Origin of the sequence: Mycolicibacterium sphagni (assembly GCF_002250655.1) — a bacterium.
Lineage (GTDB): Bacteria > Actinomycetota > Actinomycetes > Mycobacteriales > Mycobacteriaceae > Mycobacterium > Mycobacterium sphagni.
Window position 1 is genome coordinate 13688 of the sequence record NZ_NOZR01000031.1, and the last position, 25390, is coordinate 39077.

A 25390-nucleotide genomic window follows, 5' to 3' on the forward strand; every position below is an offset into this window, starting at 1 on the left:
CCAGGATCGCTATCGGGTTCCGCCCTTGGCCAATTCGGCCACGGCGTCGATGTTGGACTTGTCGATGAAGGACGGGCCGGTCAGCGTCGCCTGTCCGCCGCCGATCAGGTTCTTGTTGTTCAGGTACAGCCACAGCCCGTCGATCGCGAGGTAGCCCTGGAGGAAGGGCTGCTGGTCGACGGCCCATTGCACATCGCCCTTCTGGATCGCGTCGACGAGTGCGGCGTTGGTGTCAAAGGTGACGACCTTTGCGTTGCTGTTCGCGCTCTTCTTCGACTGCACCGCGGTCAGCGCGATCGGTGCGCCCAGCGCGACGACCGTGTCAATCGACGGATCCTGCTGCAGCTTGGCGGTGATGGTCGCATCGACCGAGGGCATGTCTTTGCTGTTGACGTTCAGCAATTCGGTCGAGCCCTTGAAGCCCTGCGTGACGCCGGCGCAACGGGATTCCAGGGCGACCTGGCCCTGCTCCTGGATCACGCAGAGGATCTTCTTGGCGCCATCGGCGTTCAGGCGCTCACCGGCAGCGATGCCCGCCAGCTTCTCGTCCTGGCCGAAGTACTCCAGCACGCCCATGGACTTCCAATTGTCGTAGCCGGAGTTGAATGCCACCACGGGGATGCCCTTTGCCTCGGCAGCCTTGATCGCGGGAGCCAAGGCGTCGGGCTTGGCGAGGGTGACGGCGATGCCCTTGACCCCGCTGTCGATGGCGCTCTGGACGAGGTTGGCCTGGTTGGGCGCCTCGGGGTCGTTGGAATAGCGAAGCTCGATGTTGTCCTTCTTGGCCGCGGTCTCGGCGCCCTTGCGGATCAGGTCCCAGAACGAGTCGCCGGGCACCTCGTGGGTGATCATCGCGACGGTCATCCGCGGCGTGTCGACGGTGCCTCCGCCGGAGCCGCCGCCGACGTCCCGGGGCTTGCCCCCGGTGGCCGAACAGGCAGCCAGCCCGATCACGAGCGACCCCGCTGCTGCCGCGGCCGCTAGCCGATTGAACTTCATGGCGACTCCTGTTCGCTCCACGTAGCGCACGACACGCTGTTATCTCGATGTAATACGGCTCACAGCAGAATGTCAAGACTTTGTTCTGACATTAGGACTGCACGTCAAATGTTAGGGTGCTGCGGTGAGCGACTTTCAGTTGTCGGTATGCGCTGAGATGGTGTTCCGTGACCTGCCGATTCTCGAGCGAGTACGCCGCATCGACGAGCTGGGCTTCGCGGTCGAGATCTGGAGCTGGCACGACAAGGACCTGGCGGCACTGGCCGGCACCGGAGCGCGGTTCTCGTCGATGACGGGCTACCTGCACGGTGACCTGATTGATCCAGCGAGCGCTGACGACGTGGTGCACACTGCCGAGTTGAGCATCAAAGCCGCTGAGGCACTGGGTATTCCGCGGTTGAACCTGCACACCGCCGAACTCATCGACGGCCAGGCTGCCCGACCTCGGCAAGCCGCAACCGAACAGATGCGGGAGACGGCGCAGCGCACGCTTGAGCGGATCGGCGAACTCGGCGCCGCGGCCGGTCTGACGTTCTGCGTGGAGAACCTGAACACGATCGTCGACCACCCCGGCGTTCCGCTGGCCCGCGCCGAGGACACCCTGGCACTCGTCGAGGCGGTGGGGCATCCGAACGTCAAGATGATGCTCGACCTCTACCACGCTCAGATCGGCGAGGGTAACCTTGTCGAGCTGGTCCGCCGTTGCGGCGACGCCATCGGCGAGATCCAGGTGGCCGACGTTCCCGGCCGCTGCGAACCCGGCACCGGAGAGATCTACTACCCCGCTATCGCGAAGGCGCTGCGCGACATGGCCTACACCGGACCGATCGGCCTGGAGGCGTGGGCCGCCGGCGACAGTACCGTTGCCCTGGACGCCTTCCGCGCCGCGTTCTCCTAGACCACGTCAGCGGTCGACGAGCGTGGTGTCGAAGTAATACCGCGAGGCCCGATAGCAATGGGTTCCGAACTCGACCGCACGGCCGGAATCGTCGAACGCCGTGCGGTCCATGGTCAGCAGCGGGGCGCCGGGCTTCTCATCGAGCAGCCGCGCTTCGCTTCGGCTCGCAGCCTTGGCGCCGATCCGCTGGCTGGCCAGCCGGATGTGCACTCCACGGGTACGCAACGACGAATACAGGCCGTTTCGCTCGAGTTCCTCCGCGTCCGGCGCGATCTCGACCGGGAGGTAGTTGGTCATCAGGGCCAGCGGCTCGCCGTTGGCGCAGCGCAGGCGCTTGATGCAGGCGACCTCGTGGTCTGCGGAGAGGCTCAGTTCCCTGGCGACATTCTCGTCGGCCGGTCCGACGTGGAATTCGAGCAGCTGGGTGGTCGGGTCCTGACCGGCCCGGGCCAAGTCGTCGAACAGGCTGGTGAGTTCGACACGCCGGTGCACCGGGTTCTGGACGACCTGAGTGCCCACACCGCGCTTGCGAACCAGCAGTCCCTTATCGACGAGCTCCTGGATCGCGCGCCGTGTGGTGGGCCGCGACAAAGTGAGCCGCTTGGCAAGTGCGAGCTCGTTTTCGAATCGGTCACCGGGCGCAAGTTCGCCACTGCGGATCGCCGCCTCAATCGCCTGGGAGAGCTGATAGTAGAGAGGAACAGGGCTTGACCTGTCCAGTTCAACCGCCAACGGCACATCGACTCCGATCTCGAACTCGAAATCCCAACAGTAGCTGAAGTCTAACACCTAATGAGCAAAAGATAGAATGTCAGGACAAAGTATTGACAGACCGGTGTGGCGGGAGGCACAGTCGTAGCAAGTCCCCCATCGAGCCCTGAAGAGAGCTGACGTGACTACAGACCCATCCTTCGATGTACTCGCCATCGGGCGCAGCGGCGTGGACATCTATCCGCTTCAGGTCGGTGTCGGCCTGGAGCAGGTGGAGTCGTTCGGCAAGTTCCTGGGCGGAAGCGCGGCCAATGTCGCAGTCGCGGCCGCGAGGCTAGGCAACCGCACCGCACTGATCTCCGGAGTCGGCGCCGATCCGTTCGGCCGCTACGTCCGCGCGGAGCTGAGCCGGCTGAACGTCGACAACCGTTACATCAACACTTACCCGCAATACCCGACGCCCGTGACGTTCTGCGAGATCTTCCCGCCCGACGATTTTCCGCTGTACTTCTACCGCAAGCCCAGCGCCCCCGATCTGCAGATCGCTGCCGTCGAGCTCGACCTTGCCGCGATCCGCGACGCCCGGCTGTACTGGTCGACGGTCACCGGTCTATCCGAAGAACCAAGCCGCAGCGCGCATTTCGCCGCCTGGGAGGCCCGGTCGGGGGCGAGCGAAGCGACGGGGAAACAACACAGCCGGCAGCCCCTGACGGTGCTGGATCTCGACTACCGCCCGATGTTCTGGGACTCCCCAGCCGCGGCGGCCGCACAGGTTCAGCGCGCGCTGTCCTATGTCACTGTCGCAGTGGGCAACCGGGAAGAATGTGAGATCGCCGTCGGAGAGACCAACCCGCACAAGGCCGCTGACGCGCTGCTCGATCTGGGTGTGCAGCTGGCGATCGTCAAACAAGGGCCGCGCGGGGTGCTGGGCAAGACCCGTAGTGCCTCGGTGACAGTGCCGCCGATCGACATCGACGTGATCAACGGGCTCGGTGCCGGCGACAGCTTCGGCGGCAGCCTGTGCCACGGCCTGCTGCACGGGTGGCCGCTGGAGAAGACCTTGCGTTACGCCAACGCCGCCGGCGCGATCGTCGCCTCGCGGCTGGAGTGCTCGACGGCCATGCCGACCGCCGACGAGGTCGCCGAGCTGGCCGAGCAGATCGCCGTGGAGGCCGTCAATGTCTAGCCCCTGCAAGGACTACGCCGATATCACCGAGCTGCGCGCCGCCGATCCCGCAGCGATCGCACAGGCGTGGCAGAACCGCACCACCCGCTCGGCCGTGCGCGGCAACGGGCGCTTGATGATCGTCGCCGCCGACCACCCCGCCCGGGGTGCGCTGGCGGTCGGATCGCGGCCCACCGCGATGAACAGCCGGACCGACCTGTTGGACCGGCTGCGCACCGCGTTGGCCGACCCCGGGGTCGACGGAGTGCTGGCCACCTCGGACATCCTCGATGACCTGTTGCTGCTCGGCGCGATCGAAGACAAGGTGGTGTTCTCCTCGTTCAACCGCGGTGGTCTGGCCGGTGCGGAGTTCGAGTTCGATGACCGGATGACGGGCGCCACCGCGGCCTCGACCGCCGCGGCGAAGATGAACGGCGGAAAGATGTTGTGCCGCATCGCACTCGACGATCCCGGAACCGTAGCGACGATGGCCGCCTGCGCGCAAGCCGTCGACGAGTTGGCCGCCCACGGCCTGATCGCCATGGTCGAGCCGTTCATGTCCGCCCGGGTCAACGGCAAGGTCCGCAACGACCTGAGCCCCGACGCCGTGATCAAGTCCATCCACATCAGCCAGGGGCTGGGGTCCACCTCGGCCTACACCTGGATGAAACTGCCCGTGGTCCCCGAAATGGACAGAGTGATGGAGGCGACCACGCTGCCGACCCTGCTGCTCGGTGGTGACCCCACCGATCCCGACGAAGCATTCGCCAGTTGGGAGAAGGCCTTGGCACTGCCCGCCGTTCGCGGGTTGATCGTAGGGCGCACCCTGCTCTACCCGGCTGACGACGACGTGAGTTCGGCGGTAGCGACCGCGGTTGCGATGGTGCGCTGATGTACAGCAAGTACTACATCCCGGCGCGCGGCGCGCAGCTGCCGTTCACCGTCGACGTCACGCCGGAGTCGGCCGGCTGGAGCGAGTCGAGTCTGCAGGTCTTGGAACTAGGTGAGCACTCGACCCAGAGCATCGAGCTGCACACCGGCAGCACCGAGGTGATGATCCTGCCGCTGGTCGGGGGCGGCAGGATCGAAGCGCGCGACCAGTCCTTCGAATTGGCTCATCGCTCTTCGGTGTTCGACGGTCCCGCCGACATGGTCTACATCGGCATCGACCAGACCTACACGCTCTCGGGTGAGGGCCGTTTCGCGATCTGCGGCGCTCGAGCCACACGCGCGTTCCCAAATCGACGAGTGGCCGCGGCCGATGTCGCGGTGGAACTGCGCGGTGCGGGTAACTGCAGCCGCCAGGTGCACAACTTCGGCACCGCAACGACATTCGAGGCCGACTCGCTGATCGCCTGCGAGGTGATCACGCCCGGCGGCAACTGGTCGAGCTACCCCGCGCACAAGCACGAGGAGAACACCGACGTCGAAACCCAGCTGGAGGAGATCTACTACTTCGAGATCGCCGACAGCCCAGCCGGCACAGCGGGGTTCGGGTATCACCGGGTCTACGGGACCCCGCAACGCCCGATCGAGGTGCTCGAAGAGGTCCGCTCCGGTGACGTGGTACTGGTCCCGCACGGCTATCACGGACCCTCGATCGCCGCGCCCGGCCACCACATGTACTACCTCAACGTGATGGCGGGCTCCGGTCCGAACCGGGCGTGGCTGATCTGTGACGACCCCAATCACACCTGGCTGCGCGGCAGTTGGGAGCACCAGGAGATCGATCCCCGGCTGCCGCTGGGCAGCCCGTCTGTCGAAGGAGCCTGACCGTGGTATCCACCGCACCCAAGGGCGACCAGAAGCTCCCCGATGCCGAGGCCACCGTTCGACTCACCGTGGCACAGGCCACCATTCGGTTCCTGGCCAACCAGCACGTCGAGCGCGACGGACTGCGCAGCAAGTTCTTCGCAGGGTGCTTCGGCATCTTCGGCCACGGCAACGTGGCCGGCATCGGGCAGGCGCTGCTACAGGACGAGATCGAATCCCTGAAAGCCGGCCGCGAGCCTGGCCTCAAGTACGTACTGGGCCGCAACGAGCAGGCCATGGTGCACACCGCCGTCGCATATTCCCGGCAGAAGGACCGGCTGGCGGCCTGGGCCGTCACCGCCAGCGTCGGCCCCGGTTCCACCAACATGCTGACTGGCGCCGCGCTGGCCACGATCAACCGGCTGCCGGTGCTGCTGCTGCCCGCCGACACCTTCGCCACCCGGGTCAGCTCCCCGGTGCTGCAGGAGCTCGAACTGCCGTCCTCCGGGGATGTGACGGTCAACGACGCGTTCAAGCCGTTGTCCCGCTACTTCGATCGGGTGTGGCGTCCCGAGCAACTTCCCGCCGCGCTGCTGGGTGCGATGCGCGTGCTGACCGACCCGGTCGAAACCGGTGCGGCGACGGTCTCCATCCCCCAGGACGTCCAGGCGCAAGCTCACGACTGGCCCGAATCGCTGTTCGCCGAACGGACCTGGCACGTCGCCCGCCCGCTGCCCGAGCGTTCGGTCATTGCCCGGGCCGCGGGGCTCATCGCCGCGGCCACCAAACCGCTGATCATCGCCGGCGGCGGGGTGCACTACTCCGGGGCCGAAGACGCCTTGGCCGCGTTGTGCGAGCAGACCGGTATTCCGGTCGCCGAAAGCCAGGCCGGTAAGGGATCGCTGCGTTTCGACCATCCGCAGTCGGTCGGAGCTGTGGGCTCTACGGGCACCACCGCCGCCAACGCGCTGGCCGCTGAAGCCGATGTGGTGATCGGGATCGGCACCCGCTACAGCGACTTCACGTCCGCGTCGCGGACCGCCTTCAACAACCGCGCCGTGCGGTTCGTCAACATCAACGTGGCATCGCTTGACTCCGTCAAACAGGGGGGTGTCAGCGTGGTGTCCGACGCGCGGGAGGCCATCCAGGCACTCGCCCCAGCGCTCGACGGCTACACCGTAAGCGACGAATACCGTTCCCGCGTAACAGAACTGGCCCAGGACTGGGAGCAGACCGTGTCCTCGGTGTACGCCTGTGAAGGGGGCGTACAGCTCAACCAGAATCAGGTCATCGGCCTGGTCAACACCCTCTCGGATCCACGCGATGTGGTGGTGTGCGCCGCCGGATCGATGCCGGGTGATCTGCACAAGTTGTGGCGCACCCGTGACCGCAAGGGTTACCACGTCGAATACGGATACTCGTGCATGGGCTATGAGATCGCCGGCGGTATCGGCGTGCGGATGGCCGATCCCGACCGCGACGTGTTCATCATGGTCGGTGACGGCTCCTACCTGATGATGGCCACCGAGCTCGTGACCGCCGTCCAAGAAGGTGTCAAGGTCATCCCGATTCTGGTGCAGAACCACGGATTCGCTTCTATCGGCGGGCTTTCGGAGTCGCTGGGTTCGCAGCGGTTCGGCACCTCCTACCGCTACCGCAGCGACGACGGCCGGCTCGACGGCGACAAGCTGCCGGTCGACCTGGCCGCCAACGCCGCCAGCCTGGGTGCCGACGTCATCACGGTGTCCACGGCCGCCGAGTTTGCCGATGCGGTCAAGGTCGCCAAGGCCACGGACACGGTCACAGTTATTCACGTAGAGACCGATCCCTTGATCTTCGCGCCGGACAGCCAGTCCTGGTGGGACGTCCCGGTCAGCGAGGTCTCCAGCCTGGAGTCCACTCAGACCGCCCACCAACGGTATGCGGAGTGGAAGAAAATCCAACGCCCCCTTATCAACCCGTCCGATCGCTAAGAGGAAACACCGTGAGCACCATTCTCGTTGGATCTGCCCCCGACTCCTGGGGTGTGTGGTTCCCAGAAGATCAGCAGCAGACGCCGTATACGCGCTTTCTCGACGAGGTCGCAGCGGCCGGGTATCAGTGGATCGAACTGGGCCCGTTCGGTTACCTGCCGACCGATCCCAAGCAGCTCGCCGACGAGCTTGCGGCCCGCAATCTGAAGCTTTCGGCGGGCACAGTTTTCGAGCACCTGCACCAGGACGATTCCTGGGAAGCGGTGTGGAAGCAGATCGAGGATGTGGCGAAACTGACTGCCGCCGTGGGCGGCAAGCACGTCGTGGTGATCCCGGAGATGTGGCGTGACCCGTCGTCGGGTGCGGTGCTGGAGGACCGGACCCTGACCGCCGAGCAGTGGCGCAAGAAGACCCAGGGCATGAACGAACTAGGCAAAGCGATGTTCGAGCAGTACGGGGTGCGTGCGCAGTACCACCCGCACGCCGACAGCCACGTCGACACCGAGGAGAACGTCTACCGTTTCCTGGACAGCACTGACGGCGAGTCCGTCAACCTGTGCCTGGACACTGGCCACATCTCCTACTGCGGCGGCGACAACATCGCCATCATTCGCCGCGCGCCCGAGCGCATCGGCTACCTGCACCTCAAGCAGGTAGACCCCGAGGTGCGGGCCAAGGTCGAAGCTGAGGACCTGCCGTTCGGCGAGGCCGTCAAGCTCGGCGCGATGACCGAACCGCCGTGCGGAATCCCCGACATGCCACCGCTTCTCACCGAGATCGAGAAGCTCGGCATCGACGTGTTCGCAATCGTCGAACAGGACATGTACCCCTGCGCGGTCGACGCCCCGCTGCCCATCGCCAAGCGCACCCAGAAGTACCTGGGGTCGTGTGGTGTGCCGTCCGTCCGCTTCTAGATAAGGAGACCAGTTCTATGTCTGACCTTCGTGTAGCCGTTCTCGGCGTCGGCATCATGGGCGCCGACCACGTTGCCCGCATCCAGAACAAGATCTCCGGGGCCCGGGTGGCCGTGGTCAACGATTACATCACCGAGAAGGCCGATCAGCTCGCCGCGAGAATTCCCGGTTGTCGTGCCATCGCCGACCCCCTCGATGCGATCGCCGACGCGCAAGTCGATGCCGTCGTCCTCGCCACTCCTGGACCGACACACGAGAAGCAGCTGCTCGCCTGCCTGGAACACACCAAGCCGGTGCTGTGCGAGAAGCCAATGACCACCGACGTGGACACCTCACTTGAGGTGGTCCGCCGCGAGGCCGACCTGTCCACCCGCCTCATCCAGGTGGGCTTCATGCGACGCTTCGACCACGAGTACGCCCAACTCAAAGCACTGATCGATAGCGGCGACCTGGGCACCCCACTGGTCCTGCACTGCGCACACCGCAACCCGTCGGTACCCGCCAGTTTCGATTCGGCGATGATCGTCAAGGACTCGCTGGTGCATGAGGTCGACGTGGCACGGTTCCTGTTCGGCGAGGAGATCACCTCCATTCAGATCATCAAGCCGGCCGCGAATCCGCTTGCGCCACATGGGTTGGCTGATCCGCAGATCGCGATCATGCGCACTGCCTCAGGTAAGCACGTTGACGTCGAGTTGTTTGTCACCACCGGTGTCGCGTACGAGGTTCGCACCGAAGTGGTGGCCGAGCGGGGCAGTGCGATGATCGGCCTGGACATTGGGCTGATCCGCAAGAGTTCCCCCGGCACCTGGGGTGGGCAGATCACCCCGGGCTTTCGGGAGCGTTTCGGACAGGCCTACGACACGGAGTTCCAGCGCTGGGTGAACGCCGTGCACAAAGGCCGGTCGACCGGTGATTTCACTGACGGGCCGACCGCATGGGACGGCTACGCCGCGGCGGCGGTGTGCGCAGCCGGAGTCGAGTCACTCAACAGTGGCAACCCGGTCGAGGTCACCATGGTTGACCGGCGCTCGGTTCCGGGCGCCTGATGAAGATCGCGCTGGATCCCACCCCGTTCCACCACGACTACGAGCTTCTCGAATTCCCCCGGCTGGTCGCCGATCTAGGCTACGAGTATCTGCAGTTGACCCCGCACCGGGATTTCATCCCGTTCTTCAACCACCCGCGCGCCGATGACGAGTTGGTGGCCAAGTTCCGCAAGGCGTGCGGTGACGCGGGTGTCGGGATCGCTTCGGTGCTGCCGGTGTTGCGGTGGTCGGCCCCCGACGAGGACGCTCGCGAAGCGGCGGTACGCAACTGGAAGCGCGTCATCCAGATCACCGTGGACCTCGGCGTGAACGTGATCAACACCGAATTCTCCGGGCGCCCCGAAAAGGCCGAGGAATCCGAGCGGTCGTTCTTCCGGTCCATAGAAGAACTGCTGCCGATCATCGAGCGGGAGGGCCTGGACGTCCGGATCGACCCGCACCCCGATGATTTCGTCGAGGACGGGATGGAGGCGTTGCGCATCATCCGTGGGGTCAACTCCCCCAACATCGGCATGGTTTTTGTGGCCTGCCACGCCTTTCACATGCGGGGCACGATGGGGTCAGACATGCTCGACATCATGCGAGCCGCCGGCAACAAGCTGCGGCTGGTGCACGTCGCCGACACCATGGACCACCACCGCAGCCACGGACTGCGCTATATCACCAATCCGCCCGGCAATCCGGTCCGCGTGCATCAACACCTCAAGATCGGCGATGGCGATATAAATTGGGACGAGTTCTTCTCCGGGCTGGCCGAGATCGGCTTCTACGACCGGCCCGACACTGTGATGGTGTCGTCAGTGTTCGCCGAAGACGAGAACGCCCATGAGGTTTCGCGTTACCAGCTGGTGACCATGACCGACTACGTCAAGAAATATCGCCGCGGCGGGTAACACCGCGGCACCTCTTCGCTTTGTTGCCGCCGAGAACCCAGACACCGAGGAGCAGATATGGCCGATACCCGCGGCAAAGCCATCGGCGGCAGCATCGCACTTGTCACGGGGGCAAACCGTGGCCTTGGGCGGGCGTTCACCCAAGCACTACTCGACCGAGGCGCCGCCAAGGTCTATGCCGCTGCCCGCAACCCTGGCAGCGTCGAGTTCGACGATTCGCGAGTGGTCCCGATCGCCCTCGACATCACCGACGGAGATGCCGTCCGCGCCGCGGCCGAGGCCTGCGCGGACGTCTCTGTGTTGATCAACAACGCCGGTGCCATGCTGCAGTCGCCGTTCCTGACGGCCGAGGATCCAGACGCCGCCCGCGTCGAAATGGAGACCAACTATTTCGGCACGCTGGCAATGGCCCGCGCATTCGCCCCGGTCCTCGCGACGCAGAGGGACCGCAGCGCGCTGGTGAACATGCTCTCGGTGGTCAGCTTCTTCGTCTCACCGTTCAACGCGTCCTACGGCGCCTCCAAAGCCGCAGAGTGGGCATTGACCAACGCGCTGCGCATCGAACTGCACAGCCAGGGCACGCATGTCGTCGGCGTGCATGCCGGCTTCATCGACACCGACATGGCCGCGGTGATCGACACTCCGAAAATCGCACCCGAGGATGTGGCCACCCAGACGATGGACGCCATCGAAAGCGGTACACCCGAAGTCCTCGCGGACGAGCGAACGCGTGCGACAAAGAATTCGGTGCCCACCGATCAGACGTCCATCTACCCCGACATTCAGAGGGCCTGGGACGCCGGCGACAACCCCTGGCGGAGTTGATGACCGACACGGTGTAAAGCGTCTCCCGGGGTTCGGTCGTGCCAAGATGCATCCATGGAGACCAGCTTCCCCGCCCCCGCCGGCCCGCTCCCGGCGTACCAAGCACGGCCTACCGGGGCGGGGCCGTGGCCCGGCGTCGTGATCGTGCATGACGCGATGGGCATGACGCGCGACGCCAAACGCATCACCGACCGCTTCGCCGGCAACGGCTACCTCGCGATCGCGCCGGCGCTCTATCACCGCGGCAATCGGCTGCTCTGCGTGGTGCGCACCTTGCAGGCGTTCCGCAATGGTGAAGGGACCGCCGTCGACGATCTGATCGCCGCCCGCGATCACCTGGCCGCCGATCCCCAATGCACCGGAAAGATCGGCATCGTCGGGTTCTGTATGGGCGGCGGCTTCTGCCTGGTGCTCGGGCCGAGTGGGGCTTTCGACGCCTCGGCCCCGAACTACGGCGAGTGGCCCAAAGACATTTCGAAGATCGCGAACTCGTGCCCGACCGTCGCCAGCTACGGCGCCAAAGACAGGATGATCAAGGGGGCGGCCGCCCAGCTGGAAGGCATCCTCGCCGAAAACGATGTGCCACGAGACATCAAGGAATACCCGAATGTCGGCCATTCCTTCATGAACGAATTTCCCACCCCCGGACCGTTGAAGGTCATCGAGCGGGTGGCCGGATTGGCCTACTCAGAGCCCGAAGCGGAGGACGCCTGGCAGCGCATCCTGGCGTTCTTCGGCGAACACCTCAGGGATGCCGGGTAGTCCCGAAGATCGTCACCGGCAGGTGCCTCCTCCGGGGACCACGCCAAAACTCATCGTCGAGACTGCAGTTGTCGGTCAACAACTGCAGTCTCGACGCGAGCATCAGAGGATGTAGAGCATCTCCTGGTAGGTCGGCAGCGGCCACAGGTCGTCGGCGACAATGCTTTCCAGCGTGTCGGCGGCCGAACGCACCGCATCCATCAAGGGCAGCAGGCTCGCCGCGTGCTCGGCCTCTTCCTTGCCGGAATCGCCGCCGTGCGCACCCAGTCCTGCCTTGAGCGCTGCCAGTGCCCCGGTCAACTCGGAAATCGGCGTGGACACCATCTCGAGCAACGTCGTGTCCGCAGCGACCCCGGCCGTCTTCAGCGCCGCGACGTTCTGGGCCAGCTCGGTCTGGTACCTGATGGCCGCCGGCAGGATCACCGTCGACCCGATCTCCAGGGTCAACTTGGCTTCCACGTTGATGGTCAGTGCATACGTCTCGTAGCGGACCTCTTCGCGGCTGTGCAGCTCGCGCGAGTTGAAGACGCCGTACTTCTCGAAGACCTCGATGGCCTCCGGCGTCACCAGCTGCGGGATGGAATCGAGCGTCGTCTTGAGGTTCGGCAGACCACGCTCGGCCGCCTCGATCTGCCAGTTCTCCGAGTAGCCGTCACCGTTGAAGACGACAGCGCCGTGCTCGGTGATGATCTCGGTGAGCAGCTTCTGCACGGCCTGGTCGAAGTCCTCACCGGCGCCGACGGCAGTCTCCAGCGCAGTGGCCATGTAGTCGAGCGAGTCGGCCATGATCGTGTTGAGAATGATCATCGGCACGTTGATCGTCTGCCCCGAGCCCGGCGCGCGGAACTCGAAACGGTTGCCGGTGAACGCGAAGGGGCTGGTGCGGTTGCGGTCGCCCGGATCCGTCGGTAGCTCAGGCAGCGTGTCAACACCGATGATCATGGTGCCCTTGCCCTTTGACGACGTTGCAGCGCCCTTGGCGATCTGGTCGAACACATCGGCCAGCTGATCGCCGAGGAAGATCGAGATGATGGCCGGCGGCGCCTCGTTGGCGCCGAGCCGGTGGTCATTGGTGGCCGACGCCACAGAGACCCGCAACAGGCCCGAGAACTTGTGCACGGCACGGATGACCGCGGCACAGAACACCAGGAACTGTGCGTTCTCATGCGGGGTGTCGCCAGGCACCAACAGGCTGCCGAACTGCGCGTTGCCGAGCGAGAAGTTGACGTGCTTGCCCGAACCGTTGACGCCGGCGAACGGCTTCTCGTGGAACAGGCACTCCATCCCGTGCTTCTTGGCGATCGTCTTGAACGTGGTCATCAGCAGCTGCTGGTGATCGGCGGCGATATTGGCCCGCTCGAACATCGGCGCGATCTCGAACTGCCCCGGCGCGACCTCGTTGTGCCGGGTCTTGGCCGGGATACCGAGCTTGAACAACTCGCGCTCGGTGTCCATCATGAAACCGAGCACTCGGTCCGGGATGGCGCCGAAGTAGTGGTCGTCGAACTCCTGGCCCTTGGGCGGCTTCGCCCCGAAAAGCGTGCGACCGGCGTTGATCAGATCCGGGCGGGCCAGAAAGAAGTGGCGATCAACCAGGAAGTACTCCTGCTCGGGTCCGCAGAACGAGACGATGTGGTCGAAGTCCTTGTGGCCGAACAGCTTCAGGATGCGCTCGGCTTGGGCGCCCATGGCCTGCTGGCTGCGCAGCAGCGGGGTCTTGTAGTCCAGCGCCTCACCGGTCATCGAGACGAACACCGTCGGGATGCACAGCGTGTTGCCGTTGGGGTTCTCCAGGATGTACGCAGGGCTGGTGACGTCCCAGCCGGTGTAGCCGCGCGCCTCGAACGTGCTGCGCAGGCCGCCCGACGGGAAGCTGGACGCGTCGGGCTCGCCCTGGATCAGGGTCTTGCCGGCGAACTCGGCGAGCGTGGTCCCGTCGCCGACCGGATCGAGGAAGCTATCGTGCTTCTCGGCGGTCAGGCCGGTCATCGGGTAGAAGACGTGCGCGTAGTGGGTGGCACCTCGCGACAGCGCCCAGTCCTTCATCACCGAGGCGACGGAGTCGGCGATGGCCGGATCCAGCTTCGCGCCCTTCTCGATGGTCGCGACGACCGATTTGTAGACCGACTTCGGCAACCGCAACCGCATCTCCGCAAGCGTGAAGACGTTCGATCCGAAGATCTCGCCCGGTGCCTCGCCTGGGTCGAAGCTGATAGGGGGAGGCTCGTAGGCCTCGACATTGATGATCGCCTGGAGACGGGCTACGTTTCCGCTCAACTGAATTTTCCTCTACATCCAAGACGCCCGCGTCTGCTCGCGGATGTGTGACCGGCCAACACTAGGAAGCTCCGGTTCCGAACTTGTTACGTCGGCGTCAACGCCAGATAGCGCAAATGACAGAGCGTGGCCGCGATAATTCTCATTTGCCATTACCAAAAATTCTGGCTATGCCAGCAAAGACCGTATAGCGTGAAAGCAGCTGAGATCGGGGCTCAGCAAGCTTGGGGACGCCTTGTACGAATCGCGAATATTCGCGCCATTTCTCGCCGCCGCGCTGATCGCGGGGACGGGGGCTTACGCGACGCCAGGCCAGGTTCCTGCCACCACCACCATCCGCATCACACTGGCCGCCGCCAGCGCTCAGTCGGCAGCAACCACCGCACCGTGGACCGGCGAAGACCTAGAGGCTGCTTTCCTGGCCAGGGTCAACGCCAGCTATCCCGGTCTGGTGGATGTCATTCGCGATTCCGTGGCGGTGTACACCGATCTCGCCGCGGGCCAGTCGCTGACCGAAGTACTGGCCGAGTTCGGCCCGCGTTTCGATGCCATTGACAGCGACGGCGAGGGCGTCGGCTTCCTGACGACGCTCACCCAGACCCGCGAGCTGCTGTTGATCGCTCCGACGGTCGTCGACGGCTCGCTCACCATCTCCGCGGCCGTACCCGGCGCTTTCGCACAGCTATTCACCGCCTTCACCGCAGGTTTCACCAACGTCGTCGCTGCGGCAGGAACGCCGAATATGCCGGCCGCAGTGCGGGCCGCCCGCAACCAGGTCGTGTCGGCATTCAACGCGGGCCTCAATGCCATCGCCCCAGTGGTCCAACAGGTATCGGAAGAAATCAGCGCCGCCCTGGCCAGCCTGCCGATCGAGGCCATCACTCCACCGGCATCGGTTCGTCCCGCCTCCGCCACAGCGGCGGAGACTGCGGGCAATGCACGGGTCGCCACCTCGGCACGGGCGGTCAGCAAGCCCCTCGCGCGCAAACACGTTCACGTGCAATAGGACTCATTCCAGAAGCGGTCGACCCGGGCCGCGATATCGATGTCACCGGCCACCGCAACGAGCGCGGCCGCCACGATGGACGTCGGGGCACGATCAAGCACCACCAGCCCGATCGCCGGGCTCGGCCCGTGTTTGACCATCGGTCGCGCCGCGAAAGCCTCGGGCACACCCAGTTGCGGCAACCAGGCGGTGCTCGCGATGGTGGCCCGCCGCGAGTGCGCCAGGTGTGCATACAGCGCGTCGACCGAATCCGCTTCCACCGCAGGGCGGTAATGGATGCCCTCGGCAGCCATGTTGGCGTCCAGAATGCGCCGATTACGCATCGTGGACGTCAGCACGCACAGCTGCAGTGCAGCCGCCTCCGCCCACGTCACCTCCGGCTTGCCCATCAGCTCGCTGTCAGCGGACGCCACCAGCACGTACTGCTCCCGGTACAGCTCGACACTCCGGGTGCCCGGCAGTGCCTCGTCGTCCAGGTACGTCAACCCGGCGTCGATCTCGAAATCGGCCAGCCGCCGAGCGATCTCGCGTGACGACAGCGCCTCGATGCGCACTGAGGCTGCCGGATTGCGGGACAGGAACTCCGCGGTGATGAACGGACTGGCCGGAACCGCCGTCGGAATGGCACCCAGCCGGGCGGTGACCGTCAGCCGCCCCTGCATACGTTCGAGGTCGGCGAGCATCTCGTCGCGCTCGGCGATGATGCGCTGGGCCCATGCCACGACCCGCTGCCCCTCCTCGGTGAACCCCTCGAAGCGACGACCGCGCTGCACGATGACGATGCCCAGATCGCGCTCCAGCTTGCGGATCGCCACCGATAGCGTCGGCTGACTGATGTGACAGCGGGCGGCGGCCCGCCCGAAGTGGCGTTCAGCGGCCAGCGCCAACAGGTAGTCCAGATGCTGCAGCAGCACGTCGTTGGCCATCGATTTGACGATAGACGTCATCTATCACTGCATGTCAAATACCGATTACCGACCCCTGGCATCTGGTGCCAGTGCCCGTTTCCGAGGATTAGATTGGGGGAGTGGCCGGTGCCAGGGATATCGATGCGAACTACGACGAACGAGACGTCGAGGTCACCGGCGCCAAAGACAAGGCCGCCGGGGTCAAGGCCGTCATGGTCTCCATGCAACGCGGCCTCGAGCAGATGGGGCCGGTCCGTACCGTGGCGACCCTGGCCCGGATCAACCAGCGCCACGGCTTCGACTGCCCGGGTTGCGCATGGCCCGAGGAACACGGTGGCCGCAAGCTGGCAGAGTTCTGCGAAAACGGCGCCAAAGCGGTGGCCGAGGAGGCCACCAAACGGCGCGTCACGCCCGAGTTCTTCGCTCGTCACACCGTGGCCGAGCTGGCCGCCAAACCCGAGTACTGGTTATCCCAGCAGGGCCGGCTCACCCACCCGATGGTGCTGCGACCCGGCGAGCAGCACTACCGGCCGATCGACTGGGATGGCGCCTACCAACTGATCGCCGACCACCTGCATGACCTCGCCTCCCCGCACGAGGCGGTGTTCTACACCTCCGGGCGCACCAGCAACGAAGCCGCGTTCCTCTACCAATTACTGGTCCGCAGCTTCGGAACCAACAACCTGCCGGACTGTTCCAACATGTGCCACGAGTCATCGGGCACCGCACTGACCGATTCCATCGGCGTCGGCAAGGGCTCGGTGACCGTCGATGACGTCGAGCACGCCGACGTCATCGTCATCGCCGGACAGAATCCGGGCACCAATCATCCGCGGATGCTGTCGGTGCTGGAGAAGGCGAAAGTCAACGGCGCGAAGATCATCGCCATCAACCCGCTCCCCGAGGCCGGCCTGATTCGGTTCAAGGATCCGCAGAAGGTGAACGGCGTGGTTGGGCACGGGGTGCCGATCGCCGACGAGTTCGTGCAGATCCGCATCGGCGGCGATCTGGCATTGTTCAAGGGGCTGGGCCGGCTGCTGGTGGAGGCCGAGGACCGCGCGCCCGGCAGCGTGATCGACCGGGAGTTCATCGCCGCGCACTGCCACGGATTCGGCGAGTACCTCGCCGACGCCCGCACCGTCGACTTGGACACCGTCACCGAGGCCACCGGGATCGCCCGACCGCAGCTGGACCGGGTCGCGGACATGCTTGCCACCTCTGAGCGCACCATCGTCTGCTGGGCGATGGGCATCACCCAGCACACCCATGCCGTGGCCACCATCGCCGAGATGACCAATCTGCTGTTGATGCGCGGCATGATCGGAAAGCCCGGCGCCGGAGTCTGCCCGGTGCGTGGCCATTCCAACGTCCAGGGCGACCGCACGATGGGGATCTGGGAGAAGGTCCCCGAGAAATTCCTGGCCGCGCTGGACGATCGGTTCGGCATCATCAGTCCCCGCAAGCACGGCTATGACACGGTCGACGCAATCCGGGCGATGCGTGACGGACGGGCCTCGGTATTCCTGGCCATGGGCGGCAATTTCGCTTCGGCCACGCCCGACACCCCGGTGACCGAGGCCGCACTGAAGACGTGTGCGCTGACCGTCCAGGTGTCCACGAAGCTCAACCGCAGCCATCTGATGCACGGCCGCACGGCACTGATCCTGCCCACTCTGGGCCGCACCGACCGCGACCTGGTGAACGGTCACAAACAGGTTATCTCCGTCGAGGATTCGATGTCGATGGTGCACCTGTCCCGCGGCGGGCTGACCCCGCCGAGTGACGAGGTCCGTAGCGAGGTCGCCATCATCTGCCAGCTGGCCCGCACGGTGCTCGGCGCCGATCACCCGGTGCCGTGGGAAACCTTCGCCGCCGACTACGACACCATTCGCGACGCGATCGCCGACGTCGTGCCGGGCTGCACTGACTACAACACCCGCGTGCGTCAGCCCGACGGCTTCCAATTGCCGCACCCACCAAGAGATTCCCGCGAATTTCCCACTATCACCGGCAAGGCCAACTTCGCGGTGAACCCGTTGAATTGGGTGCCGGTGCCAGTGGGGCGCCTGGTGCTGCAGACGTTGCGCAGCCACGACCAGTACAACACCACCATCTACGGCCTCGACGACCGTTACCGCGGCGTCAAGGGTGGTCGCCGAGTGGTCTTCGTCAACCCAGCCGACATCGAGACGCTCGGCCTGGCCGAGGGCGACCGCGTCGACTTGGTCTCGGAATTCACCGGCAGCACGGGTGAGTTGCAGGAGCGCCGCGCCAAGGACTTCCTCGTGGTGCCCTACTCCACCCCGGTCGGCAATGCCGCCGCCTACTACCCGGAGACCAATCCTCTGGTGCCGCTGGATCACGTTGCCGCCAAGTCGAATACGCCAGTCTCGAAGGCCGTGGTGATCCGGCTGGAACGCGGCGCAAAGGAAGGCGGCACAGCATGGGGCGGGTGACTTCGCGGCGACGGGCCAGCCATCTGTTCGACGGCAATGCCACCGTACGCCCGGAGACATTGGTGGTCGAGGAGCCGTTGGAGATCCGCGTCAACGGGACGCCGCTGAGCGTCACGATGCGCACGCCCGGTTCCGATGTCGAACTGGCACAAGGCTTTCTGCTGACCGAAGGGGTCATCGCCGACCGCGACGACGTGCTGACGGTGCGCTATTGCCGCGGCTCAGACGGGGCCGACGGCGGGAACACCTACAACGTTCTCGACGTCGCCTTGCGCCCCGGTGTCCCGATGCCCGAGGTGGACGTGACGCGGAACTTCTACACCACCTCGTCGTGCGGAGTATGCGGCAAGGCCTCGATCGACGCCGTCCGGCTGACCAGCAGGCACTCCCCCGGCGACGACCCGTCGACCGTTGCCGCCTCGGTGCTCACCGCGATGCCAGACCAGCTACGTTCGGCCCAAAAGGTTTTCGCCAGCACTGGCGGATTGCACGGCGCCGCACTGTTCGGTGTCGACGGCACCATGCTGGCCGTGCGCGAGGACGTCGGTCGGCACAACGCCGTCGACAAGGTGATCGGCTGGGCCTTGGAGTCCAATCACGTCCCGCTGAGCGGCACCGTGTTGTTGGTCAGCGGCCGCGTCTCCTTCGAACTGACCCAGAAAGCGGTCATGGCGGGTATCCCGGTACTGGCTGCGGTGTCGGCACCGTCGTCGCTCGCGGTTGACCTCGCCACCCAGTCAGGCCTGACTCTGGTGGCGTTCCTGCGCGGAGAATCGATGAATGTCTACAGCAGGGCCGACAGGGTCAAGCATTAGGCACGCCACGCGCATCGGCCGACGGATCGGCGACATTTGGTTCCGATTCCTCCACGCGTTTGAGTCGCACTTCCAGGCGCGCTTGAAGATCGGCGAATGTCACACCGTAGGTATCGATCACCTTGGGGCCATCTGACCCGACCGAGAATGTGCCGAAATCGGTGTAAACCCGGCTCACACATCGCAACCCGGTGAGCGGGAAGGTGCATCGTGGGACGAGTTTCGGTGCGCCGTCTCTGTCGAACAGCGTCATCACGACAAAGACGTCCTTTGCGCCAACCGCCAAGTCCATCGCACCGCCGACGGCAGGGATGGCATCGGGTGCGCCGGTATGCCAATTCGCCAGATCGCCACCACCCGAGACCTGAAATGCGCCCATGACACACACGTCAAGGTGTCCCCCGCGCATCATCGCAAAGGAGTCAGCGTGGTGGAAGTATGCCGCACCGGGCAATTCGGTGACAGGGACCTTGCCGGCGTTGGTCAGATCGGGATCGACGTCTTCCCCAGAAGCCGCGGGTCCCATACCCAACATGCCGTTCTCGGTGTGCAGTACCACGCCCATGTCAGGAGCAAGGTGGTCGGCAACCTTGGTGGGTAGCCCTATTCCAAGGTTCACGTAAGACCCGGCCGGGATGTCCTTGGCGACGGCTCTTGCCATTTCGTTGCCATCGCGCGGCCTCCGGTCGGCGTATTCGACAGTTCGACGCGCAGTCGAGTCGGTCACACTTCCTCCGAATGGGCGCTGCGAGCAGCGCGCTCGACGATGCGGTCGACGTAGATGCCCGGTGTGACCACTGCCTCGGGGTCGATTTCACCGACCTCGACGACCTTGGACACTTCGGCGATGGTGAGGTCCGCGGCAGTGGCCATCACCGGACCGAAATTGCGAGCTGTCTTGCGGTACAACAGGTTCCCAGCAAAGTCCCCGATGTGGGCACTGATCAGCGCTACGTCGCCGCGGATCGGGTACTCCAATACATACTCGCGCCCGTCGATCACGCGCACCTCCTTGCCTGCGGCCAGGGGCGTACCAACCCCCGTTGGGCAGAAGAACGCACCGATACCGGCGCCCGCGGCACGGATTCGCTCAGCAAGGTTTCCCTGCGGCACCAGCTCCAGATCCACCTTGCCGGAACGATACAACTCGTCGAACACATACGAGTCGCTCTGACGGGGGAATGAGCAGATCATCTTGCTGACTCTGCCCGCCGCGAGCAGCGCCGCCACACCGAGGTCACCGTTACCGGCGTTGTTGCTGACGATCGTCAGGTCGGTCGCGCCGTGGGCGATCAACGCGTCGACGAGGATAGTGGGCATACCCGCCATGCCGAACCCGCCGATGAGAACCGTTGCTCCATCTTTGATTCCGGCCAATGCATCGGATACGCCACAGACGACGGTTCGGGTCATCATCCGCGCCACGATGTCAGGACTTGGCCGCGCTCTCGGCATCGTCGCGTCCATCGACGAACACCACCTCGGTCATGCGGGCGCGATCTGGGTAGACCCGCCAGATCCAGGCGGCATACACGATGCCCGCGATCAGCCAGGCGAACGCGATATAGCCGGCGATGTTCAGCGGTGCCGGCAGGGGGGCGATGAACGGGAAGATCGCCGAGCCCACTCCGATCGCCGCCATCAGCGCGGGAATCATCACGACAAGCGCCAAGACTGGAACGACAACGTGCAGCAGCGGATTGAATCCTTGGGATCGGTTGCGCAGGAAGTACACCAGGCAGGCGAGCGCGACGAGTGCGTACAACAGGATCGCCACGCACGTCTCGATGGTGCCGAGAAAGCCGAACGCCTGTAGCGGGCCACCGTCGAGCAGGAGGCCGGTGCCGAGTGTGAGCACCACCGAGATGAGGAGAACGGTACGCAGCGCGAAGATCGGCGTTCCCGTGGCCGGGCTGGTACGGGCGAATGCCGAAGGCAGCAGCTTGATGCGGCCCATTGCAAACAGGTGCCGGATACCCGCGTTGGTCGCTCCATTGGCGCTGGCGATCGCGGAGTTCAGAATCGCGAAAAGCAGTACGTACCAGCCCATGTGCCACACCTCCTTGGTGATGCCGAACCAGGGGGCTCCGTCGTTGTAGGCGGTGAAGTCGGAAAACCGAGCCGGCCCGAAGTACACGGTCGCCGCATAGGTGCAGAAGATGATGAAGAGTCCGAGGATCAGCGGCGAGAGCAGCGACGCCCGCAGCACGCTGCGACGAGGCTCACGTGCCTCCTCAGCCAACGGCACGACGTTCTCGAAACCGACGAAGCCGTAGATCGCATAGATCATTCCGCCCACGATGCCGGACAACCCAACGAATCCTTCGACGGTGGCGTAATGCGGCGTGAACACCGAAAGTGTGTTGTTCGAGCCGGCTTTCACGATGAGCGTGATCGCGAGAGCCCCGAGGATGGCGAACTCGATGACGCCGAGCACGATCGATGCGTTGGTGGAGAGTTTGGCGCCGTTGCCGACAAGCCAGTAGATCAAAGCCATGCAGAGTAGTGCCGCGACGATCCACACCGGCTTCTCCGGCCACCCGAAGTCGTCGTGCAGGGTCGACGCGATGAAGCTCCCGAAAGGAAGGAACAGCGTGGAGGGGAACACGATCCAAACACTGAGGTAGAGCCACGCCACCATGGTGCCCACGGCCGGATGCAACCCGTTGGCGACGAAGGTGTAGAAGCCGCCCGCCGAGGGGAACCGAGCCGCCATCTGGCCGATACACGTGGCCACCAGCAGCAGGCCAACCAGCGCGAAGACCAGCGATAGGCTCAAAGATGCACCAGCGAACGAGGCTCCGACGATGACCGCCAGAGTGACGGACAACCCAGGCGCGGCCGATGCGAGCGCCTGGAAAAGCACCTCCGCGAAGCCGAGTTGACCCGCCTTCAGTGCCGAGGTCCCGTCTCCGCTGCCTGCAGTGCTGGCGTCAGGACCGTCCCGACGGATCTCTTCGAATGCCATCATCTCTCCCAACCATCGGAGTGTGCGCTTAACGAACGAATGCTCGCATACCGGCCATTCCTCCGCAAGAGATCGCCAAAATGCGCGCTCGCGCTGGTCCGGCGATGCCCAAAGACCGCGAGCACGCGTGAACGCGCATCACTGAAATGCCGACCGCGATGGGCCCATCCCGTTAGGGGTCAGTTCGGCGAATGCCGTAACTCCGTCTCGATATCCCGCGCCGCGGCCTGGACCTCCGGGACGAGCGCCTGCATTTCCTCGACAGACTTGCGACCAACATGTGTCGACAGGTTGATCGCCGCGCGAACCCGGCCGGAGCGATCGCGCACCGGAACCGCGACTGCCACCAGGCCCTCTTCGAGCTCCTGGTTCACCAGCGCGAACCCCTGCTTCCGGACCTTGTCGAGTTCACCCCGAAAGACGTCCTTGCTCGTGATCGTGCGCGGCAAGATCGGCTCGAGTTCGTGCGTGGCGAGATATGCCTCGAGTTGATCCTCGGGCAGATGGGCAAGCAGCACCCGGCCCATCGCGGTGACATAGGCGGGTCGCCGCGCTCCAACATTGACCGAGATCGTCATCATGGCGGGGCCGGGGACGCGGACCACGTAAACGATGTCACCGTCGTCCAGGATCGAACCCTCGCTCGCCTCAGAGGTGGCCGCGACGAGTTGTTCAAGGCGTGGGAGTGCGATGTCAGGAAAAGACAAGGCCGAAAGATAGGAATAGCCGAGTTCCAGGACCCGCGGGGTCAGCTCGAAGCGGTTCCCTTGCGCCCGAACGTATCCCAACTCACTGAGGGTCAGCAGGAAGCGGCGGACCGCGGCGCGGGTCAGACCGAGTTCAGCACTGATCTCAGAGACCGTCATTGCCGGCTGCTGCGGCCCGAAAACGCGAATGATGGCCAGCCCCCGCTCCAAGGACTGCACGAAGTCGCGCGAGCGGCCAGCCGATTCATCGAGGGTTTCCTCGGCGGGGGAGGCATCGGGAGCGGAATCCACGGCCAAATCCGACGCACTACGTTCTGACGCAGCTTGCACGTTGCGAAACTCCCCAGATCAACCTTGACCGACGACGCCACCGTTGGTTTTACAGCGGTCGGACGTGAGACTACGGCAGTTGCCGCCCGGTAGAGAATGCTTAGGGCAACCGCCGTGCGCGCTATGCGTTCGCCTGTACGTATTGCGGACGGTCAGGCGATGTGCAACTATTCAGCGCACCGCAGCTAGCCGGCGCCGGCCGACTCTCGCCCGCAGGAGGTAGCGCCTCATATGAGCAGCCCGATAATTCAACCTCGATCCCATCGAGCCGGGGTCAACAACGGCTTCGGCGCGCTTACGGGGTTGGACCATATCGGAATCGGAGTCTCCGACATGGATGCTTCGTTAGCGTTTTACAGCGAGCTCGGCTTCACCGACGTTGTTTTCGACGTGACCGCCGACCTGCCGGGATTATCAGGTGTCACGGGGTGGGACAGCACGTTGGCGCGCATCGTTTTTCTGCGCAGCGACAATCCGACGGTGCTCGGTCGCGCGGCGATCAAGTTGGTCAACACCATCAGCCGGCCGAACCCAGCCATGCCGGAGGGCATGGGGTGGGGCGAACCCGGCATCTGCGAAGTGTGCGTCCACGTCCACGGCCAGGCCGAGTTTCACGCCGAACTCGTCCGCGCAGGGCACGTAAATTTGATGGATCCCAACGAAGCTGATCTCGACCCCTACCAGACGCACTGCGGCTTGTCCTACGTCGCCGACCCCGACGGCGCGAAGATCGAACTCATCGAGTGGTCGACGCTCGAGGCGGGCTGGCCTGTTGTGGACGGACCGCAGGGGGTCAACCACGTCGCCTTCGGCGTGACCGACATCGAGACCACCCGGGACTTCTATCAGGCCTTGGGCTTCACCGGGCAACTGTTCGAGTCGGACGGCTACTTCGAGCCCATGCATCCCTGGTACGCGCCGCGGACCCCACCCAGCCAACGAATGATGTTGCTCACCAGTCCACTCGGCGGCAACCTCGAACCTGTCCAGCACACGCCCGAGTCGCCCGACATGCGCGGCGAGTGGGGCCATCTGGGCACCTACGAATTCGCCATCGGCTCAAGGTGTCTCGACCGGTCCCTGGACTACCTCGACCGCCAGGGCATCAAGCTGGTCGGCGATGCTGTCACCGTTGACCTCGGCGGCGGTGCGTCGTGGCGGTACGCGTACTTCGAAGATCCCAACGGCCTGTATGTCTACGTAACGGAGGTGCGAGCATGACGCGCGTAGTCGTCATCACCGGTTCGGCCAGCGGCATCGGACGCGGCATGGCAGAGCGCTTCGCCGAGGACGGCTGCCGCGTTGGCATCGCGGACATCAACGTCGAGGCCGCCGAACAAGTCGCAGACGAGTTGTCGACATCGTGCGAGGCAGTCGCCTATCCAGTCGACGTCAGCAAGGAGGACAGTGTCGCGTCGTGCATCGACGCGGTGCTGCAGCGCTGGGGGCGACTGGACGTGCTGTGCGCCAACGCGGGTATCTACCCTGCAGCACCTCTTGGGGAGATGACAGAAGCCGAGTGGGACCATGTCACCGGCATCAATCTCAAGGGCGTGTTCTTCTGCGTCAAGCACGCGATAGTGCCGATGAGACAACAGCGGTCGGGGCGCATCATCGTGACGGCGTCGGTGACCGGACCTGTGGTGGGCTATCCGGGCATGACCCACTATGCCGCCGCAAAAGCCGGAACGGTCGGCCTCGTCCGCACCGCCGCACTGGAACTCGCCAGCCAAGGCATCACGATCAACGCCGTGATGCCTGGCAACGTCCTGACACCCGGGTGGAAGGGACAGCCGCAGGAATACATCGACGCCGCGGTTGAATCCATTCCCCTCAAACGTCTTGGCCTGCCGAAGGATATCGCGAATGCAGCACACTTCTTCGCCGATGAGCGGTCCGACTACATTACGGGCCAGACACTGATCATCGACGGCGGGCAGACTCTGCCGGAGACTGCACAGGTGATGGACGGCTGGTAGCGG

At 64.8% G+C, this 25390-nt stretch carries 22 protein-coding genes and 1 pseudogene; 15 read left to right on the forward strand and 8 right to left on the reverse strand.

Translation table 11 applies throughout. The features are described from left to right. Positions 1-9: 9 nt before the first annotated feature. On the reverse strand, positions 10-999 hold the full coding sequence (locus CG716_RS26105; protein ID WP_094484047.1) for a substrate-binding domain-containing protein: 990 nt from the start codon (positions 997-999) through the stop codon (positions 10-12). A gap of 124 nt (positions 1000-1123) precedes the next feature. On the opposite strand from CG716_RS26105, the pseudogene CG716_RS26110 reads away from it, so the two are divergent. Beyond that, a pseudogene (locus tag CG716_RS26110) lies at positions 1124-1934 on the forward strand (TIM barrel protein). On the opposite strand, the gene CG716_RS26115 reads toward CG716_RS26110, so the two are convergent. Beyond that, complete coding sequence (locus tag CG716_RS26115; RefSeq protein ID WP_094484085.1) at positions 1904-2635, reverse strand: GntR family transcriptional regulator; 732 nt, start codon at positions 2633-2635, stop codon at positions 1904-1906. The pseudogene CG716_RS26110 and the gene CG716_RS26115 sit on opposite strands and share 31 nt — an antisense overlap. A 154-nt stretch (positions 2636-2789) precedes the next feature. Between CG716_RS26115 and iolC the strand changes: the two genes are divergently transcribed. Genes iolC through CG716_RS26160 form a run of 9 tightly spaced genes read left to right on the forward strand, consistent with a single transcriptional unit; the run spans position 2790 to position 11941 of the window. Further along, positions 2790-3794: a 5-dehydro-2-deoxygluconokinase gene (gene iolC, locus CG716_RS26120; RefSeq protein ID WP_094484049.1), complete on the forward strand. Its 1005-nt coding sequence runs from the start codon at positions 2790-2792 to the stop codon at positions 3792-3794. Beyond that, entirely contained in the window at positions 3787-4665 is an 879-nt protein-coding gene (locus CG716_RS26125) for a Cgl0159 family (beta/alpha)8-fold protein (protein WP_094484050.1), read from the forward strand. The genes iolC and CG716_RS26125 overlap by 8 nt, the downstream gene beginning before the upstream one ends. Then, a complete protein-coding gene (gene iolB / locus CG716_RS26130) occupies positions 4665-5546 on the forward strand; it encodes a 5-deoxy-glucuronate isomerase (protein ID WP_094484051.1) in 882 nt (293 codons plus the stop codon). The genes CG716_RS26125 and iolB overlap by 1 nt, the downstream gene beginning before the upstream one ends. A gap of 2 nt (positions 5547-5548) precedes the next feature. Then, the gene (gene iolD / locus CG716_RS26135; RefSeq protein ID WP_094484052.1) at positions 5549-7498 is read left to right on the forward strand and encodes a 3D-(3,5/4)-trihydroxycyclohexane-1,2-dione acylhydrolase (decyclizing); all 1950 of its coding nucleotides are present in this window, start codon (positions 5549-5551) and stop codon (positions 7496-7498) included. A gap of 11 nt (positions 7499-7509) precedes the next feature. After that, on the forward strand, positions 7510-8412 hold the full coding sequence (locus CG716_RS26140; RefSeq protein WP_094484053.1) for a sugar phosphate isomerase/epimerase family protein: 903 nt from the start codon (positions 7510-7512) through the stop codon (positions 8410-8412). Positions 8413-8429: 17 nt separating this feature from the next. Continuing rightward, positions 8430-9461 carry a Gfo/Idh/MocA family protein gene (locus CG716_RS26145; RefSeq protein WP_094484054.1) on the forward strand — a complete coding sequence of 344 codons (1032 nt, stop codon included), beginning with the start codon at positions 8430-8432 and terminating at the stop codon, positions 9459-9461. Further along, positions 9461-10354 (forward strand): sugar phosphate isomerase/epimerase family protein, encoded by an 894-nt coding sequence (locus CG716_RS26150; RefSeq protein ID WP_094484055.1) that lies wholly within the window; start codon positions 9461-9463, stop codon positions 10352-10354. The genes CG716_RS26145 and CG716_RS26150 overlap by 1 nt, the downstream gene beginning before the upstream one ends. 57 nt (positions 10355-10411) lie before the next feature. Then, positions 10412-11179: an SDR family oxidoreductase gene (locus CG716_RS26155; RefSeq protein WP_094484056.1), complete on the forward strand. Its 768-nt coding sequence runs from the start codon at positions 10412-10414 to the stop codon at positions 11177-11179. Positions 11180-11233: 54 nt separating this feature from the next. Next, on the forward strand, positions 11234-11941 hold the full coding sequence (locus tag CG716_RS26160; RefSeq protein WP_094484057.1) for a dienelactone hydrolase family protein: 708 nt from the start codon (positions 11234-11236) through the stop codon (positions 11939-11941). A gap of 102 nt (positions 11942-12043) precedes the next feature. On the opposite strand, the gene CG716_RS26165 is transcribed toward CG716_RS26160, so the two are convergent. Next, positions 12044-14218, reverse strand: coding sequence for a glutamine synthetase III family protein (locus tag CG716_RS26165; RefSeq protein ID WP_094484058.1), 2175 nt, complete (start codon positions 14216-14218; stop codon positions 12044-12046). Between the two features lie 235 nt (positions 14219-14453). On the opposite strand from CG716_RS26165, the gene CG716_RS26170 reads away from it, so the two are divergent. Continuing rightward, entirely contained in the window at positions 14454-15224 is a 771-nt protein-coding gene (locus CG716_RS26170) for a hypothetical protein (protein WP_094484059.1), read from the forward strand. Here CG716_RS26170 and CG716_RS26175 read toward each other — a convergent pair. After that, a complete protein-coding gene (locus CG716_RS26175) occupies positions 15212-16150 on the reverse strand; it encodes a LysR family transcriptional regulator (protein WP_094484086.1) in 939 nt (312 codons plus the stop codon). The two genes, CG716_RS26170 and CG716_RS26175, sit on opposite strands and share 13 nt — an antisense overlap. 101 nt (positions 16151-16251) lie before the next feature. Here CG716_RS26175 and CG716_RS26180 point away from each other — a divergent pair, with 101 nt between their 5' ends. Together CG716_RS26180 and fdhD are read left to right on the forward strand one after the other, a co-directional pair. Then, a complete protein-coding gene (locus CG716_RS26180) occupies positions 16252-18588 on the forward strand; it encodes an FdhF/YdeP family oxidoreductase (RefSeq protein ID WP_094484060.1) in 2337 nt (778 codons plus the stop codon). Then, complete coding sequence (fdhD, locus tag CG716_RS26185) at positions 18576-19403, forward strand: formate dehydrogenase accessory sulfurtransferase FdhD (RefSeq protein WP_094484061.1); 828 nt, start codon at positions 18576-18578, stop codon at positions 19401-19403. The genes CG716_RS26180 and fdhD overlap by 13 nt, the downstream gene beginning before the upstream one ends. On the opposite strand, the gene CG716_RS26190 is transcribed toward fdhD, so the two are convergent. From CG716_RS26190 to CG716_RS26205, 4 genes are all read right to left on the reverse strand, one after another. After that, on the reverse strand, positions 19393-20064 hold the full coding sequence (locus tag CG716_RS26190) for a 3-oxoacid CoA-transferase subunit B (protein ID WP_094484087.1): 672 nt from the start codon (positions 20062-20064) through the stop codon (positions 19393-19395). The genes fdhD and CG716_RS26190 overlap by 11 nt on opposite strands. Positions 20065-20126: 62 nt before the next feature. Then, on the reverse strand, positions 20127-20816 hold the full coding sequence (locus tag CG716_RS26195) for a 3-oxoacid CoA-transferase subunit A (RefSeq protein WP_094484088.1): 690 nt from the start codon (positions 20814-20816) through the stop codon (positions 20127-20129). Positions 20817-20832: 16 nt separating this feature from the next. Then, on the reverse strand, positions 20833-22371 hold the full coding sequence (locus CG716_RS26200) for an APC family permease (protein WP_165774309.1): 1539 nt from the start codon (positions 22369-22371) through the stop codon (positions 20833-20835). Positions 22372-22550: 179 nt separating this feature from the next. Further along, entirely contained in the window at positions 22551-23369 is an 819-nt protein-coding gene (locus CG716_RS26205; protein WP_094484063.1) for an IclR family transcriptional regulator domain-containing protein, read from the reverse strand. Between the two features lie 270 nt (positions 23370-23639). Between CG716_RS26205 and CG716_RS26210 the strand changes: the two genes are divergently transcribed. Continuing rightward, positions 23640-24629, forward strand: coding sequence for a VOC family protein (locus CG716_RS26210; protein WP_323805830.1), 990 nt, complete (start codon positions 23640-23642; stop codon positions 24627-24629). Next, a complete protein-coding gene (locus CG716_RS26215; RefSeq protein ID WP_094484065.1) occupies positions 24626-25387 on the forward strand; it encodes an SDR family oxidoreductase in 762 nt (253 codons plus the stop codon). The genes CG716_RS26210 and CG716_RS26215 overlap by 4 nt, the downstream gene beginning before the upstream one ends. The last annotated feature ends 3 nt before the right edge of the window (positions 25388-25390 follow it).